This is a genomic window from Massilia sp. Leaf139 (assembly GCF_001424165.1).
Taxonomy (GTDB): domain Bacteria; phylum Pseudomonadota; class Gammaproteobacteria; order Burkholderiales; family Burkholderiaceae_D; genus Telluria.
Map to the genome: position 1 here is coordinate 484,615 of NZ_LMOJ01000022.1, position 15,741 is coordinate 500,355.

The window sequence follows — 15,741 nt, forward strand, 5'->3', positions numbered from 1 at the left end:
AGGGCCGGCAATGCCGGCCCTTCTTCATGGGCGCCCGCGATCGGCGCCGTTCAGGAGCGATCAGCCTTCGTCGCGCCAGCGGCGCAGGCGGATCGCGCCGAGGATCATCGCCACGCCGGCCAGCACGCCTGCCCACAGCGAAGGCCGGGAGAGGGTCGCCCACGAGTACTGCAGCAGGGTCATCATGTGGACGCCATCCCTGGTCGGCAGCGGCAGGTCGTCCGCGCCCATCATCCAGCTGCCCGGAATCAGGCCGAGGAAGATGGTCTCCAGCACGTTCCGGATGATCCAGTCGGCATTGATGGTGCCGGCGCCGGACATGGCCAGCAGGTAGTCGAGCCATTTGGCGAGCACCGTGGCGATCAGCGGCACGCCGACGGCCCACAGGAAGACCTTCGACTTGGCCCAGCTCGACACCAGCAGCAGCCAGCCCGCGGTCGGCAGCGCCCACAGGATGTACACCGGCAGCATGCCGATCAGGTAGAAGGGCGCCAGGTAGAAGTTGACGTTGGTGAGCACCGCGCCGAACAGGCTGACGCCGTGGTAGCTGGTGGCGATCCCGCCGAACAGCAGCATCGCCAGCGCCGCGGCCGTCGCCACGCCGATCGTGATCAGGGGCGCGATCACCAGCACTGTCACCAGCTTCGACAAGACCGTGTCGGCGTCCGAGATCGGTAGCGACTTCCAGAACAGGATGCTGCGGTCGCGGCGGTCGTCGTAGAGCGCGGCCAGGCAGTAGAAGAAGCCGACGATCGGCAGCACGAAGAAGATCGGGGCGCCGGCGGCGATGTAGTTGTTGGCAGCGACATTCGCCATCTGCTGGCGCATCTCGGGCGGCACCATCTTGTTGACGCTGGTGGTATGCACCACTTCGCCCTGCACCTGGATGGTGACGTTTTCCACGCCCATCTTGCCGCTGGCGATGCCGTAGAGGACAACCCCGCCGACGAGCAGCACCATGATCGCAGCGGCGACCAGCGGCGCCCAGACGAAGCCGCCCTTGTTCTCCCAGAACTCGCGGCGCAGCAGCCATTTCATCGTATTCATGCGTAGGTTCCTTTCATGGTTGCCACGAACAGGTCGGCGACGCTCGGATTGCGCGTCTCGCCCAGGGCGGACAGTTGGGCGCGCGAGACGCCGCCGGCGCGTGCTGAATCGAAAAGCATCACGTTCTTGCCGAACACGGTGCGCTGGTCGAGCGGCTGCAGCGCGTTGGCGGCATTGACCTTGTCGGCGGCGACCATGACTTCCACATAGCGCTCCCCGACTTCGTCCATCGAGGCGGCCAGCACGATCTTGCCGTCGCGGATGAAGAGCAGGTCGGTCAGGATGTGCTCGACCTCTTCGACCTGGTGGGTCGTGATGATGATGGTCTTGTTCTCGTCAAAATAGTCTTCCAGCAGGTTCTGGTAGAACTGCTTGCGGTAGATGATGTCGAGGCCGAGCGTCGGTTCGTCGAGCACCAGCAGCTTGGCGTCGATCGCCATGACGAGCGCCAGGTGCAGCTGGACGATCATCCCCTTCGACATCTCCTTGACCTTCATGGTCGGCTTCAAACGGGTGTTTGCGATGTATTTCTCGGCGCGGGCGCGGTCGAAGCGCGGGTGCACGCCGGCCACGAAGTCGATGGCATCCATCACGCGCAGCCAGCGCGGCAGGATCGCCACGTCGGCGATGAAGCAGATGTCCTGCATCAGGGCGTCGCGCTGGGTGCGCGGATCGCGGCCCATGACGGTCAGCTCGCCGTCGAAGGGGATCAGGCCGAGCGCCGCCTTGAGGGTCGTGGTCTTGCCCGAACCGTTGGGGCCGATCAGGCCGACGATGCGGCCGGCCGGGATGTCGAAGTCGATGCCGTCGATGGCGGTCTGCTTGCCGTAGCGCTTGGTCAGGCCGCGGGCGGAGATCACGGCGCTCATGCCGATCCTCCCGGCTGCGCGGTGTGCAGCAAGGTTTCGACGTTCAGGCCCAGCAGGCGGATGCGTTCGACCATCGCCGGCCATTCTTCGCGCAGGAAGCGCTCGCGTTCGCTTGCAAGCAGTTTCTCGCTTGCTCCTTCAGTGACATACATGCCTATCCCCCTTCGTTTTTCTACTAGGTTTTCGTCCACCAGTTCCTGGTAAGCCTTGGAAACGGTGATCGGGTTCAGTTGGTACTCGGCCGCGATCTGGCGAACCGAGGGCAGGGCGTCGCCGGCCTTCAGAACGCCATCGAGCATCATGTCGATGACGCGATCCTTGAGCTGGCGGTAAATGGGTGCGTTGTCGTTCCAGCCGATGTTCATGGATGGCCTCCCTGCCGCCCCGGTGCTGCAGCATGTTCAATCATGTCTGGCTCCTGTGGTGAGGTATTGCTGTGGTGTTGTAGTGGACTATAACACCGCGTATTTCGGGGGCGAGGGGCCGACGACGGAACGTCGAAAATCGGGGATGAGACGCAAAAACCGGGTACTGGATGGATCCTCCTTAACTCGCATCCGGGCCATTTATTTCTATTAAGTCATGCCATATCATAAACGACTTAATTGCCTAAAAACAATGAACTTAGCGCCAAACTTAAATTTCGTAACCCATCATCATTGGCAAATATTCTTTCTTTTTAGACATTTCCGTTTTAACATGTTGCCGCGCCGCTGGCAGACGCCCAGCACACGGTCCACGGGCCGCCTTTGGAGACGACATGAAGAAGAATTACGGGATGAAACCGCTGGCCTATGCCCTGTCCGCGGCATTGCTGGGGCTGATGAGCGCCTGCGGGGGCGGAGGCGGATCCGCCGGCAGTCCACCGCCGGCCGGCACGACGCCGCCGCCGGTCGCTCCGCCGGTCGCGCAGTACACGGTGGGCGGCAGCGTCGAAGGCCTGGGGCCTGGTAGTGCCGTCACGCTGTCGAACGGCAGCGAAACACTGACGGTTGGCGCGAATGGCCCGTTCTCCTTCGCCGCCAAATTCGACACGGGCGCCGCCTTCAGCATCGGCGCCGTTGCGCCCGAGGGCTATACCTGCAGGGTCAGCGACGCCGCCGGCACCATCACCGGCGCCAATGCCGCCAAGAGCGTGGTCGCCTGCGCGCCCGTCGTGCTGGCCGGTGTGAAATCCGCCCTTCAGGATCCGGTCGCCGTGACCGGCGACGGCACGGGCAGCCTGTACGTGCTCGACAACGGGCCGAACACCATCCTCAAGCTGGGCGCGGGCGACGGCGTCGAGGTGCTGGCCGGCGCCGGCAAGCCGGGTAACGCCGAGGGCACGGGCGGCGCGGCGCGCTTCTGGTTCGGCCGCGGCGACCTCGCGTTCGATACGCAGGGCAACCTGATCGTCGCCGACGGCTGCAACGGCGCGATCCGCAAGGTGACGGTCAAGGGCGTGGTATCGACCCTGGCCGGCAAGGGCACGAGCAGCTGCAACAGTTTCCTGTCTTACGATGCGCGGCACGCGGTCGATGGCACGGGCGCCAGCGCCGGCTTCCAGCATCCGCAAGAGCTGGTTCCCGACAGCGCCGGCGGCGTCATCGTGGTCGACGAATTCAATAATACGTCCGTGCGCATGGTCAGCGCGGCAGGGGAGGTGAGCAAACGCAGCTGGGCCGATCCCGCCCCCTATGGCAGGGTCGCGACGACCTTCAAGACGATTGCGCGTGACGGCGACGGCAAGTTGTATTTTTCCGATGACATGCACCGGATCTGGAAAGACGTGGGCGGCACCCTGGTGCTGCTGGCCGGCGGGCCGTCGATCGGCGCCTCGCTCGACGGCACCGGCGCCGGCGCGCGCTTTCGTCTGATCCGGGACATGGTGGCCGCGCCAAATGGCGACCTGTACGTCGCCGACGCGACCGCGGTGCGCAAGGTCACGCCGGCCGGCGTGGTGACGACGCTCGCGGGCGGCCCCACGGCCGGCGCGCTGGACGCAACAGGCAGCGCGGCCAGGTTCGTCAACATCGTGTCAATCGGACTCGACGGCGCCAACCTGGCCGTGATCGATAACGGCGCCGTGCGCCGGGTCGGCCTCGATGGCGTGGTGGCGACCCTGCCGTCGACGCCGATCGTGCACGGTTCTACCGACGGCAGCGGCGCCGCGGCGCGCTTCAGCAGCTTCTCGGGGCTGGGCGCCGATGCGGACGGCAACCTGTATGTCGCGGACGTCGGCACCCACCTGCTGCGCAAGGTGACGTCAGCGGGTTTGGTGACGACGGTCGGCGGCAAGGCGCGCACGCCAGGCACGACCGACGGGCCGCTCGCTTCCGCGCTGTTCGCCTTTCCCCATGCCGTCGCGACCGGCAAGAACGGCGTGATCTGGGTCGCCCAGGAGCAGGGGCTGCGCAAGATCCAGGACGGCAACGTGACGACCCTGCTGCCCGACCTGTTTCCGTTCGACCTGACGGTCGATGCGGACGGCAACGCGGTCGTCTCCGACGGCATGAACCTGTTGCGGGTCACGCCGGCGGGCGCAACGACGACCCTGGTCGACCGGGATCGCGTCGTCGCGTTGCTGGGCAACTCGGGGATCGATTTCACGCCGGCCGCTCCCGTGTTCGACGCCGCCGGCAACCTGTATGTCGCCGATCCGGCAACGGCCGTCGTCTACAAGCTGAGCACGGCAGGGCAGTTGAGCGTGTTCGCCGGCACGCCCCTGAAGAACGGCGACGCCGACGGGCCGGTGAATACGGCGACCCTGCACTTCGGCGACACGACCTTCATGACGGTCGACGGCAAGGGCAATCTCTACCTGTCCAGCCGCGGCGTGGTGCGGATGATCAGCCCGGCGGGCGTGGTGTCATCCCCGGGCTTCGGCTGGGGCAAGGCGACGGTGCGCGCTGTCGCCTATGCCAAGGGCAAGCTGTATGGGATGACGAAATACGCGCTGCTCCAGACCTGGCTGCCGTAAGGCGAACATTTTTCTTTGAAACCATGGCGCCTGCGGGCGCCATTTTCGTTTCCGGCAGCGCCGGACATCCCTGCCTGGATCGAGCCTGTACGGGGCGCCCGAAACCCTTTCATATGGATGAGTCGCGCCGTCGACAGGTGCGCACGATTGAATTGTCGAAATTGTATTAAAAAAATTATATTTTGGTATTATGTTTGCACGGAAATGGCGCCGGTCGCGCCGTGTCGCTCAGGAGAAGAGAATGAAATTGAAACGTTTTGAATATGCAGTCGCCGTGGCAGTGATGGCGTTGGTGGCCGGTTGCGGCGGCGGTGGCGGCGGTGGCGGCGGTGGCGGTACCACGCCGCCCCCTCCGGCCGGCGGCACCCCACCGGTCACGCCGGTGACCGAGTTCACGCTGGGCGGCACTGTTTCCGGTCTCGGCGCTGGCGCGTCGGTCACCCTGGCCAATGGCAGCGAGTCGCTGCCGGTGAACGCGAACGGCGCCTTCACCTTCGCGACCAAGCTCAAGGCCGGTACCGCCTACGACATCAAGGTCACGCCGCCTGCCGGCTACACCTGCAAAGCCACGAACAACACCGGCACCATGGAAAGCGCGAACTCGACCAAGGCGGTCGTCGACTGCGCACCGGTCGTCCTGGCAGGCGTGCGCGGCACCCTGCAGGAACCGCTGGCCGTCGCCGGCGACGCCAGCGGCAACGTGTATGTCCTGGACGGCGGCCTGCATGGCATCCTGAAAATGAACTCGGCCGGCCAGATCAGCACCTTCGCCGGCGGCAGCGGCCAGCCAGGCCTGTCCGACGGCGCCGGCGCCGCTGCCCGCTTCTGGCTCGGCGGTAACGGCGCGGCGGTGGACGCCCAGGGCAACCTGTTCGTGGCCGACAGCTGCAACGGCGCCATCCGCAAGCTGACCAGCGCCGGCACGGTGACCACGCTGGCCGGCAGCGGCACCGCCGCCTGCTACAACGTGGCCAGCGCCGGCGTAACCGCCAAGGTCGACGGCGTCGGCACGGCCGCCAAATTCGCAGCCCCGCAATCGCTGGTGGCCGACGGCCAAGGCGGTGTGATCGTCCTCGACGCGAGCGCAGGCCTGTCGATCCGCCGCGTCAGCGCGTCCGGCGTCGTGACGACCCAGACCTACGTCCATCCGGATCCGTCGCTGCCGGCCTTCTCGCTGCAGACGCTGGCCCGCGCCAACGACGGCACGCTCTACCTGTCGGATTCGAACAACCGCATCTGGAAAGATGTCGGCGGCCGTCTCGTGGCCTTCGCCGGCACCTTCGTGGGTTCGGGCTCGCAAGACGGCACCGGCACCGCCGCGCGCTTCAGCGTGATCACCAGCATGGTCACCACGCCGAACGGCGACCTCTACGTGACCGACGTTGCCTCGGTGCGTAAAGTCACCCCGGCCGGCGTTGTCACCACCCTGGCGGGCAGCGCGACCCAGCGCGGCCAGATCGATGCCCAGGGCACCGCGGCGCGCTTCGGCAACCTGCTCTCGATCGGCTTCGACGGCACCAGCCTGTTCGTGATCGACAGCGGCCAGGAAGTGCTGCGCAAGGTCGCCCTCGACGGCACCGTCACCACCCCGGCGGCAACGCCTGCGGTGCGCGCCACCACCGACGGCAATGCGACGACCGCGCGCTTCGGCTCGTTCAGCTCGCTCGCCGCCGATGCGGACGGCAACCTGTACTTCGTCGACCCGGTCACCCACGTGCTGCGCAAGTCGACCCCGAACGGCACCGTCTCGACGATCTCGGGCACGACCGGCGAAGCAGGCCTCACCGACGGCCCGCTGGCATCGGCCAAGTTCGCCGGCCCGCAGCGTGTGGCCACCGGCCGCGACGGCAGCATCTGGGTCGCCCAGGTGCAGGGCCTGCGCCGCATCAAGGACGGCATCGTGAGCACCGTCGACGCGAACGTGCGTCCGGTCGGCCTGACCATCGATGCCAACGGCAATGCGATCGTCACCACCGGCGCCACCGGCGGCGAGGTGCTGCGCTTCACGCCGACCGGCGCGCGCTCGGTACTGGTGCAGAAGCCGGCCGTCGTGGCGCTGGCCGGTGCGAACGCCAACTTCATCCCGCAATCGGTCGCGGTCGACGCTGCCGGCAACATCTATATTGCCGACACGGGAACGGTGGCGGTCTACAAGCTGACGCCGTCGGGCACGCTGTCGGTGTTCGCCGGTACGCCGCTGAAGGAAACCGGCAACGTCGACGGCGCGGTCAACACCGCCACGCTGGGCTTCTACGAAGTCGATCACATGACGATCGACGACGCGGGCAACCTGTACCTGAGCGGCAGCGGCAACGTGCGCATGATCAGCCCGGCAGGTGTGGTCTCCACGCCGAGCTATGTCTGGGGTAACGCGTCGATCGGCGCGGTGACCTACAACAAGGGTAAGCTGTACGGCATGACCCGCTACGCGGTGATGCAGACCTACCTGTAATCGTTCAGGGTAGTGCCGTCGAGGGCGTGGCGCGTAATGGCGCCACGCTCGTCGACGGCGATCCAGCCGCCGCGAGGCGGCTCGGCGTCGAGTTCCCAATCGGGCAAGACGAAACGGCGACGCTTGCCGTGCAGGTGCAGGGCGGGGCGGTGGGTGTGGCCATGGATCAGCACCTCGGTGCCGGTGGCATCGAACACGGCTTCGACCGCATCCGGCGTCACATCCATGATCTCGTAGGATTTGGTGGTGTGCGCTTCGCGGCTGCCTTCGCGCAAGCCGGCGATGATGGCCTTGCGCTGGGCCAGGGGCATGGACAGGAACTGCGCCTGCCAGGCGCCATTCCTCACCATCGCACGAAACTCCATATATTTCGTATCCAGCGTGCATTCGGCATCGCCATGCACGAGGGCGATGCGCTGTCCGCCGATCGCGGCGACATGCGGCTCGGCCAGCAGGCGCAATCCGGCGGCCTCGGCAAAGCCGGCGCCGACCAGGAAATCGCGGTTGCCCGCCATCCAGAAAATATCGATTCCTTTATCGGCGAGCGCGCGCAGCGCCGCGATCACCCGCGCATGGAAGGGCGATCCGAGGTCGTCGTCGCCGGCCCAGTATTCGAAGATGTCGCCGAGCAGATACAACGCATCCGCGTGCGCGGCATGCTTGTCCAGGAAACGGAAAAAGGCGTCCGCGGTGCGCGGATGGGATTCCTGCAGGTGCAGGTCGGAAATGAAAAGCGCGACGGTGCGCGCGGGAGTGGACATGGAAATACTGGCTCCCGCGCGAGAGGGTGGATTACGACAAGACGACCGGATTACTGAACGACTTCGGCTTTCTCGATGATGATCGGCTCGACCGGCACGTCGGCGTGCATGCCCGAGCGCGAGGTCTTGACGTTGTTCAGTTCGTCGACGACTTCGGTGCCGGCGGTTACTTTACCGAACACGGCATAGCCCCAGCCGTCCTGGCCAGGGTAATTCAGGAAGTCGTTGTTCTTGGTATTGATGAAGAACTGTGCCGATGCCGAGTGCGGCGCCGAGGTACGGGCCATGGCGATCGTGTACTTGTCGTTCTTCAAGCCGTTCTTGCCTTCGTTTTCGACAGTCGCGCTCGTTTCCTTCTGCTTCATGCCCGGCTCGAAACCGCCGCCCTGGATCATGAAGTCCTTGATCACGCGGTGGAAGATGGTATTGGTGAAGTGACCCTTGTTCACGTAGTCCAGGAAGTTGGCAACGGTCTTCGGCGCTTTCTCGGCGTCGAGTTCGATGGTGATGTTGCCCTTGTTGGTGGTCAGCAGTACGGAGGTCATGAGGAATCCTGTTCTATTTGTTGATAAAAGCTGCGAGGCGCTTATTTTACAAGCTTATCGCCGGTCAGCACGGTCGTGGCGCGGATCACGATCGGCGTCACCGGCACATTCTGCATGCCGCGCATGTCGTCGACCATCACGGCCTTGATCTTGTCGACCGTTTCCTGGCCCTGCACCACGCGGCCGAATACCGTATAGCCGACGCCGTCCTGGCCCGGATAATCGAGGCCGAGATTATCGTTCACGTTGATGAAGAATTGCGAGGTGGCCGAATTCGGATCGGCGGTGCGCGCCATGGCCAGCGTGTAGGGCTTGTTCGACAGGCCGTTCTTCGACTCGCTCGCAATGGGCTTGCGCACTCCAGGCTTGTCGACCAGTTTCTCCGTATAGCCGCCGGCCTGGATCATGAAACCATCGATGACGCGATGAAATACGGTGCCTTTATAAAAGCCCGATTTCACGTATTGCATGAAATTCGCCGTGCTCTTCGGTGCGGCCGTGGCGTCGAGTTCGACGACGATATCGCCCATGCTGGTCTTGATCGCGACCTGGGGATTGTCGGCGGCCAGCACGCTGCCGGCAAAGCCCAGCGCCAGGGCAGCGCCGGCGAGGCGGGCGAAGAGGGCGCGGCGGGATTGTTTTTGTAGGGGCATGGAGCGTCTCCTCGGTGGACGTGGCGCAAAGCCCTGTCAAGGCTTATGCAGAAAAATAAACCTGAGCCATATGCGGCCAGTCGGGTTTTTATCAATGCTATACTTTGCGCAGAACGTCCCCATTCTATCAAATAAGAACAATACAGAGCGGTAAGCGGTTCTGATGCAAAGATTGATTCCCGGCACGCGCCGCACGGCGAACGTGTCCGGGTTTCGTATTGCTCGGGTATCCGATTCCCCTCTCGATTCATCACACCAATGAGCCAATTAAAGATTTACAACACGCTGGCGCGCGAAAAACAGGTATTCGTACCGAAGGAGGCCGGCAAGGTCGGCATGTATGTCTGCGGCATGACCGTCTACGACTACTGCCATGTCGGCCATGCGCGCATGATGATGGCCTTCGACCTCATCTACCGCTGGCTCATGGAATCGGGTTACGAAGTCAAGTACGTGCGTAACATCACGGACATCGAGGACAAGATCATCAAGCGCGCGGCCGAGAACGGCGAGACCATGGCCTCGCTCGTCAACCGCTTCACGCAGTACATGGACGAGGACATCGCCGCGCTCGGCATCCTGCCGCCGAGCTTCGTCCCGCGCGCCACCGAACACGTGCCGGGCATGCTGTCGATCATCGAGATACTGGAACGCAAGGGCCTGGCTTACCGCAGCGAAGACGGCGATGTGAATTTTGCCGTGCGTAATTTCGAAGGCTACGGCAAACTCTCCGGCAAATCGCTCGACGACCTGCGCGCCGGCGAGCGCGTGGACGTTAACACCGGCAAGCGCGACCCGCTCGACTTCGTGCTCTGGAAAGCGGCCAAGGAGTCGGAGCCGGACGAAGCGAAATGGGATTCGAAATGGGGCCGCGGCCGTCCGGGCTGGCATATCGAGTGCTCGGCCATGAGCTGCGCCACCCTGGGCGAACACTTCGACATCCACGGCGGCGGCCAGGATCTGCAGTTCCCGCACCATGAGAACGAGATCGCCCAGAGCGAAGGCGCGTTCGGCGGCCCGATGGTCAACTACTGGGTGCATAACGGTTTCGTGCGTGTCGATAACGAGAAGATGTCCAAGTCCCTGGGCAATTTCTTCACCATCCGCGACGTCCTGAAGAAATACGATGCCGAAGTCGTCCGCTTTTTCATCGTGCGCACCCACTACCGCAGCCCGCTGAACTATTCCGACGCCCACATCGACGACGCCAAGGGCGCGCTGACGCGCCTGTACACGGCGCTGAGCGACGTCGATCTCGGCAGCGAGACCCCGGCCGTCGACTGGAACGAAGCCCATGCGGTGCGCTTGCGCGAAGCGATGGACGACGATTTCAACACGCCGCTGGCCGTGGCCGAGTTGTTCGACCTGGCAAGCGAAGTCAACCGCACCAAATCGGTGGAGACGGCGCGTCAACTGAAAGCCCTGGCCGGCGTGCTCGGCCTGCTGCAGCGGTCGCCCCAGGAATTCCTGCAAGCCGGCAGCGGGGCAGGTGGCCTGGGCGAAGCCGAGATCGCCGACCTGATCGCCGCCCGCGCTGCCGCCAAGAAGGCGCGCAATTTCGCCGAGGCGGACGGCATCCGCGCCGAACTGGTAGCCGCCGGCATCATCCTGGAAGACAAACCGGACGGGACGACGAACTGGCGTCGCGCATGATGGCAGCGGAAAAGGACAACGGCGCCGGCGGCCAGCCGGAATTCGAGGTGCCCGCGTACTGGGCGGAAGCGAAGGAAGAGCTGATGCGGCGCGACCGCATCATGAAGCGTCTCATCCCGCAGTTCGGCGACATGCACTTGAAGGGGCATCCCGATCCGTTCACGACGCTGGCGCGTTCGATCGTCGGCCAGCAGGTCACGCCGAAGGCGGCCGACGCCGCCTGGATCAAGCTGAACGCCTGCTGCCCGAAGCTGACCCCGGCCCAGATCATCAAGCTCGGCGCCGAGCAGCTGTCCGCCTGCGGCCTCTCGAAACGCAAGACCGAATACATCCTCGACCTGGCCGACCACTTCAAGGCCAAGCGCGTTCACGCCAACCTCTGGTCGGAAATGGATGACGAGGCCGTGATCGCCGAGCTGGTGCAGATCCGCGGCATCAGCCGCTGGACGGCCGAGATGTTCCTCATCTTTAACCTGCTGCGCCCGAACGTGCTGCCGCTCGACGACCCCGGCCTGATCCAGGGCATCAGCCAGAACTATTTCTCCGGCGAGCCTGTCTCGCGCAGCGATGCGCGTGAAGTCGCGGCCAACTGGGAACCCTGGCGCACCGTCGCCACCTGGTATTTATGGCGCAGCCTCGACCCCGCATCGGCATCGGGATCGGCATCAGGTTTGGCGTCCGCAGCGGCGTCCGGTACGGTAGAATAGCGCCAAATTGCCGCTGCGCGCCCTGCGGTTCTCCGCGCGCCCGGCCACAGAACAACCCCGGAGGTACAATGACTAAAACAACTTTCCTCAGTTTCGAGCAGCCTATTGCCGAGCTCGATTCGAAGATCGAAGAGCTGCGTTTCGTCCAGGACGATTCGGCCGTCGACATCTCCGAAGAGATCGACCGCCTCGACAAGAAGAGCCAGCAGCTCACGAAAGACATCTACGCCAAGCTGACCCCGTGGCAAGTGTCGCAGATCGCGCGCCATCCGCAGCGCCCGTACACGATGGATTACGTGAACGCGATCTTCACCGACTTCCACGAGCTGCACGGCGACCGTACCTTCGGCGACGACCAGTCGATCGTCGGCGGCCTGGCCCGCTTCAACGGTCAGGCCTGCATGGTGATCGGCCACCAGAAGGGCCGCGACACCAAAGAGCGCGCGCTGCGCAATTTCGGCATGCCGCGTCCGGAAGGCTATCGCAAGGCGATGCGCCTGATGAAGGTCGCCGAGAAGTTCAACCTGCCGATCTTCACCTTCGTCGATACCCCAGGCGCCTTCCCGGGCATCGACGCCGAAGAGCGCGGTCAGTCCGAAGCGATCGGCCACAACCTGTACGTGATGGCCGAGCTGAAAGTGCCGCTGATCGCCACCATCATCGGTGAAGGCGGCTCCGGCGGCGCGCTGGCGATTGCCGTCGGCGACGCCGTGCTGATGCTGCAGTACGCCACCTATTCGGTCATCTCGCCGGAAGGCTGCGCCTCGATCCTGTGGAAGACCTCGGAGCGCGCGGCCGACGCCGCCGATGCCCTCGGCCTGACCGCGCACCGCCTGAAAGCCATGGGCGTGATCGACAAGATCGTCACCGAACCGCTGGGCGGCGCCCACCGCGATCCGAAAGGCATGGCGCAGATGCTCAAGCGCGCGCTGGCCGATACCCTGCGCCAGTTCCAGGGCATGAAGACCAAAGACCTGCTCGAAGCCCGTCACCAGAAACTGATGGCTTACGGTAAGTTCAAGGAAACAACGCCGACCGACGAGTGAGTTGTCATACGTGAGCAGTCCTGACGCCGGATCCGTTCCGGCCACTTTTGCGCGCGCGCTCGACAGATTGTGCGCCCAGTCTTCCCCCTCCATGATAGCAATCGCCTGCAGCGGCGGCCTCGATTCGATGGCGCTGCTGCACTTGGCCGCCCGCTGGTGTCAGGAACATGGGAACCCGCTCCACGTCCTGCACGTCCATCATGGATTGAGTTCGAACGCCGACGCGTGGGAGCGCCATGTGGAGTCTAGCTCGGCAGCACTTGGCCTAGGTTTCGCTGTGCGCCGCGTCCAGGTCGACAGCGCCGGCGCCGGCCTTGAAGCGGCCGCGCGCAAGCTGCGCTACCGCGCGCTGGGCGACATGTGCCGCGAAGCTGGCGCTAATCTGCTGCTGACCGCGCACCACCTCGACGACCAGGCTGAAACCGTGCTGCTGCAGCTGCTGCGTGGCTCCGGCCCGGCCGGGCTGTCCGGCATGGACGCCGCCAACAGCGCGCCCGAGCTGCTGGGCAATCCGGATCTGGTGATGGCGCGCCCGCTGCTGCCGCTGGCGCGCGCCGAGCTCGAGGCCTACGCGCGCGATGCCGGCCTGGACTGGGTCGACGACGAATCGAACGTCGACACCCGCTACGCCCGCAACGCCCTGCGCCATACGGTGATGCCGGCGCTGAACCAGGCCTTTCCCGGTTTCCAGCAGCGCTTCGCGCGCAGCGCCGCTCATGCCCAGTCGGCCCAGCGGCTCCTGACCGAGCTGGCCGAAGGCGACCTGGCCGCGCTGCTGGTCGACGGGGCAATCGACGGGGCAATCGACATTGCGCCGCTGCGCACGATGAGCCTGGATCGGGTCTACAACCTGCTGCGCCACTGGTTCGCACGTCAGAGCCTGGCCATGCCGTCGACCGCCTGGCTGGCCGAAATGGTGGCCCAGCTGCTGGAAGCGCGCAGCGACGCCCAGCTGCTGGTGACGCACCCGGCTTGCCACATCCGGCGCCACCGCGACCGTTTATATATCACACCGAAGCTGGCCGATCTACCCGGCATGCGCGATCCCGACGACGAGGGCGTGCTCGAGAAGGAGGGCGCGGCCTTCCGCTGGCAAGGCGAGGCCCAGCTGGCCTTTCCGGACTACGGCGGCGTGCTGCATTTCGACGCCGCCGAGACCGGCTTCGATCCGGCCTGGCTGCGCGCGCAGCCGCTGACCATCGATTTCCGCAAGGGCGGCGAGCGCCTCAAGCTCGCCCACAACCGCCCGACGCGCCCGCTCAAGGCGCATTACCAGGCGGCCGGCGTGCCGGCCTGGGAGCGCGCGCGCCTGCCGATCGTCAGCAGCGGGCGCGATCTGCTGTTCGCCGCGGGCCTGGGCATGGACTGCCATCATTTCAGCGCCGGCGCAACTGGAGCGATTAGCTTGCGCTGGGAGGCGAAGCCCGAATAGTTTCTACACGAAAACCGTATTACTTTATTTTCTTTTCGTATAGCTTTTCGGACTTCCCTTCTTGTGATTTTGCGCTGCAACATGCTAGAGTAGGTATTCCCTTTTACTCTCTCCACGCTGGGAATCTTCCTGTTATGGCATTAATTGTCCACAAATATGGTGGTACGTCGATGGGCTCGACGGACCGCATCAAGAACGTTGCTGCCCGCGTCGCCAAGTGGCATGACGCCGGGCACAAAATCGTCGTGGTGCCTTCTGCGATGTCGGGCGAAACGAACCGCCTGATCGGCCTGGCCAAGCAGATCATGGATCAGCCGGATCCGCGCGAGCTGGACATGATCGCCTCGACCGGCGAACAGGTATCGGTGGGCCTGCTGGCGATGGCGCTGCTGGCCATCGGCAAGGACGCCGTCTCCTACACCGGCTGGCAGGTCGGCATCCGTACGGACTCCGCCTTCACCAAGGCGCGCATCCAGTCGATCGACGACACGCGTGTGCGTGCCGACCTCGACGCGGGTAAGATCGTCATCATCACCGGCTTCCAGGGCGTGGACGAGGAAGGCAATATCTCGACGCTGGGCCGCGGCGGCTCGGACACCTCGGCCGTGGCGATCGCCGCCGCGCTGAAGGCCGACGAGTGCCTGATCTACACCGATGTCGATGGCGTCTACACGACCGACCCGCGCGTGGTCGACGAGGCGCGCCGCCTGGAAAAGATCACGTTCGAAGAAATGCTGGAACTGGCCTCGCTGGGCTCGAAGGTCTTGCAGACCCGCTCGGTCGAGTTTGCCGGCAATTACCAGGTGCCGACGCGCGTGCTGTCGTCGCTGACCGATCCCCTGATGCCCCTGGCCGAAGAAGCCAAGTCCGGCACCCTGATTTCGTTTGAGGAAGAAACCAACATGGAACAAGCCGTCATCTCCGGTATCGCATTCCACCGTGATGAAGCCAAGATCACCGTCATCGGCGTGCCCGACAAGCCGGGCGTCGCCTTCCACATTCTTGGCCCGATTTCGGATGCCAACATCGAAGTGGACATGATCATCCAGAACCAGTCGGTGGACGGCAAGACCGACTTCACCTTCACCGTCTCGCGCAACGACTACCAGCGCGCGATCGCGGTGCTGGAATCGCAGCGCGACGAACTCGGCTACGTGCGCATCGTCGGCGACGCCAAGGTCTCGAAGGTCTCGGCCGTCGGTGTTGGCATGCGCAGCCATGTGGGCGTCGCCTCGCAGATGTTCCGCACCCTGGCCGAAGAGGGCATCAACATCATGATGATCTCGACCTCCGAGATCAAGATCTCGGTGCTGATCGACGAGAAATACATGGAGCTGGCCGTTCGTGCCCTCCATAAAGCTTTTGACTTGGAAAAAGCTTAACTTTTTCCATAATTTTGGCTGTGTCGCCTTGACCAATCCGGCACCGGCCTTTAATATGCTTGCACTCAGCGCTAGCGCAGTTTGCTGGAGTTGATTGGAGACGTGGCCGAGTGGCCGAAGGCACATCCCTGCTAAGGATGCATATGGCTTATACCCGTATCGTGGGTTCGAATCCCACCGTCTCCGCCAGGTTACAAAAGAGAAAGCCACCGCAAGGTGGCTTTTTTCTTTTGTA

General features: G+C 64.3%; 13 protein-coding genes and 1 tRNA gene. 8 read left to right on the forward strand and 6 right to left on the reverse strand.

The genetic code is table 11. The annotated features are described in order from the left end of the window. Positions 1–60 precede the first annotated feature (60 nt). Genes ASF77_RS13565 through ASF77_RS13575 form a run of 3 tightly spaced genes read right to left on the reverse strand, consistent with a single transcriptional unit; the run spans position 61 to position 2,281 of the window. Positions 61–1,047, reverse strand: coding sequence for an ABC-2 transporter permease (locus ASF77_RS13565; protein ID WP_056340071.1), 987 nt, complete (start codon positions 1,045–1,047; stop codon positions 61–63). Continuing rightward, positions 1,044–1,916 (reverse strand): ABC transporter ATP-binding protein, encoded by an 873-nt coding sequence (locus ASF77_RS13570; RefSeq protein ID WP_056340074.1) that lies wholly within the window; start codon positions 1,914–1,916, stop codon positions 1,044–1,046. The genes ASF77_RS13565 and ASF77_RS13570 overlap by 4 nt, the downstream gene beginning before the upstream one ends. Next, positions 1,913–2,281, reverse strand: a complete 369-nt coding sequence (locus ASF77_RS13575) for a GntR family transcriptional regulator (protein ID WP_056340076.1) — start codon at positions 2,279–2,281, stop codon at positions 1,913–1,915. Before ASF77_RS13575 ends, ASF77_RS13570 begins: the two co-directional genes overlap by 4 nt. A 395-nt stretch (positions 2,282–2,676) precedes the next feature. On the opposite strand from ASF77_RS13575, the gene ASF77_RS13580 reads away from it, so the two are divergent. Both ASF77_RS13580 and ASF77_RS13585 read left to right on the forward strand, forming a co-directional pair. Continuing rightward, a complete protein-coding gene (locus ASF77_RS13580) occupies positions 2,677–4,875 on the forward strand; it encodes a hypothetical protein (protein WP_056340079.1) in 2,199 nt (732 codons plus the stop codon). A gap of 241 nt (positions 4,876–5,116) precedes the next feature. After that, positions 5,117–7,327, forward strand: a complete 2,211-nt coding sequence (locus tag ASF77_RS13585) for a hypothetical protein (protein ID WP_056340082.1) — start codon at positions 5,117–5,119, stop codon at positions 7,325–7,327. On the opposite strand, the gene ASF77_RS13590 is transcribed toward ASF77_RS13585, so the two are convergent. Genes ASF77_RS13590 through ASF77_RS13600 form a run of 3 tightly spaced genes read right to left on the reverse strand, consistent with a single transcriptional unit; the run spans position 7,318 to position 9,286 of the window. Continuing rightward, complete coding sequence (locus tag ASF77_RS13590) at positions 7,318–8,088, reverse strand: UDP-2,3-diacylglucosamine diphosphatase (protein WP_056340085.1); 771 nt, start codon at positions 8,086–8,088, stop codon at positions 7,318–7,320. The genes ASF77_RS13585 and ASF77_RS13590 overlap by 10 nt on opposite strands. Positions 8,089–8,138: 50 nt before the next feature. Further along, complete coding sequence (locus ASF77_RS13595; protein WP_056340088.1) at positions 8,139–8,633, reverse strand: peptidylprolyl isomerase; 495 nt, start codon at positions 8,631–8,633, stop codon at positions 8,139–8,141. Between the two features lie 41 nt (positions 8,634–8,674). After that, positions 8,675–9,286 carry a peptidylprolyl isomerase gene (locus ASF77_RS13600; RefSeq protein WP_056340090.1) on the reverse strand — a complete coding sequence of 204 codons (612 nt, stop codon included), beginning with the start codon at positions 9,284–9,286 and terminating at the stop codon, positions 8,675–8,677. Positions 9,287–9,544: 258 nt separating this feature from the next. Between ASF77_RS13600 and cysS the strand changes: the two genes are divergently transcribed. The 6 genes from cysS to ASF77_RS13630 all read left to right on the forward strand — a co-directional run bounded on the left by cysS (position 9,545) and on the right by ASF77_RS13630 (position 15,695). After that, a complete protein-coding gene (cysS, locus tag ASF77_RS13605; protein WP_056340093.1) occupies positions 9,545–10,939 on the forward strand; it encodes a cysteine--tRNA ligase in 1,395 nt (464 codons plus the stop codon). After that, entirely contained in the window at positions 10,939–11,646 is a 708-nt protein-coding gene (locus ASF77_RS13610) for a DNA-3-methyladenine glycosylase (protein WP_056340457.1), read from the forward strand. Before cysS ends, ASF77_RS13610 begins: the two co-directional genes overlap by 1 nt. A gap of 68 nt (positions 11,647–11,714) precedes the next feature. Continuing rightward, the gene (locus ASF77_RS13615) at positions 11,715–12,692 is read left to right on the forward strand and encodes an acetyl-CoA carboxylase carboxyltransferase subunit alpha (RefSeq protein ID WP_056340095.1); all 978 of its coding nucleotides are present in this window, start codon (positions 11,715–11,717) and stop codon (positions 12,690–12,692) included. A gap of 91 nt (positions 12,693–12,783) precedes the next feature. Further along, positions 12,784–14,124 carry a tRNA lysidine(34) synthetase TilS gene (tilS, locus tag ASF77_RS13620; protein WP_082493760.1) on the forward strand — a complete coding sequence of 447 codons (1,341 nt, stop codon included), beginning with the start codon at positions 12,784–12,786 and terminating at the stop codon, positions 14,122–14,124. Positions 14,125–14,258: 134 nt separating this feature from the next. After that, positions 14,259–15,506, forward strand: a complete 1,248-nt coding sequence (locus ASF77_RS13625; RefSeq protein ID WP_056340102.1) for an aspartate kinase — start codon at positions 14,259–14,261, stop codon at positions 15,504–15,506. Positions 15,507–15,602: 96 nt separating this feature from the next. After that, positions 15,603–15,695 (forward strand) — tRNA-Ser (locus ASF77_RS13630). The last annotated feature ends 46 nt before the right edge of the window (positions 15,696–15,741 follow it).

Excerpts from the sequence above, each read along its gene's own strand:
- ASF77_RS13570 (WP_056340074.1), bottom strand. The coding sequence starts at position 1,916 with ATGAGCGCCGTGATCTCCGCCCGCGGCCTGACCAAGCGCTACGGCAAG.
- ASF77_RS13625 (WP_056340102.1), top strand. The coding sequence starts at position 14,259 with ATGGCATTAATTGTCCACAAATATGGTGGTACGTCGATGGGCTCGACG.
- tilS (WP_082493760.1), top strand. The coding sequence starts at position 12,784 with ATGATAGCAATCGCCTGCAGCGGCGGCCTCGATTCGATGGCGCTGCTG.
- ASF77_RS13580 (WP_056340079.1), top strand. The coding sequence starts at position 2,677 with ATGAAGAAGAATTACGGGATGAAACCGCTGGCCTATGCCCTGTCCGCG.
- ASF77_RS13585 (WP_056340082.1), top strand. The coding sequence starts at position 5,117 with ATGAAATTGAAACGTTTTGAATATGCAGTCGCCGTGGCAGTGATGGCG.
- ASF77_RS13565 (WP_056340071.1), bottom strand. The coding sequence starts at position 1,047 with ATGAATACGATGAAATGGCTGCTGCGCCGCGAGTTCTGGGAGAACAAG.
- ASF77_RS13590 (WP_056340085.1), bottom strand. The coding sequence starts at position 8,088 with ATGTCCACTCCCGCGCGCACCGTCGCGCTTTTCATTTCCGACCTGCAC.
- ASF77_RS13615 (WP_056340095.1), top strand. The coding sequence starts at position 11,715 with ATGACTAAAACAACTTTCCTCAGTTTCGAGCAGCCTATTGCCGAGCTC.
- ASF77_RS13595 (WP_056340088.1), bottom strand. The coding sequence starts at position 8,633 with ATGACCTCCGTACTGCTGACCACCAACAAGGGCAACATCACCATCGAA.
- ASF77_RS13575 (WP_056340076.1), bottom strand. The coding sequence starts at position 2,281 with ATGAACATCGGCTGGAACGACAACGCACCCATTTACCGCCAGCTCAAG.
- ASF77_RS13610 (WP_056340457.1), top strand. The coding sequence starts at position 10,939 with ATGGCAGCGGAAAAGGACAACGGCGCCGGCGGCCAGCCGGAATTCGAG.
- cysS (WP_056340093.1), top strand. The coding sequence starts at position 9,545 with ATGAGCCAATTAAAGATTTACAACACGCTGGCGCGCGAAAAACAGGTA.
- ASF77_RS13600 (WP_056340090.1), bottom strand. The coding sequence starts at position 9,286 with ATGCCCCTACAAAAACAATCCCGCCGCGCCCTCTTCGCCCGCCTCGCC.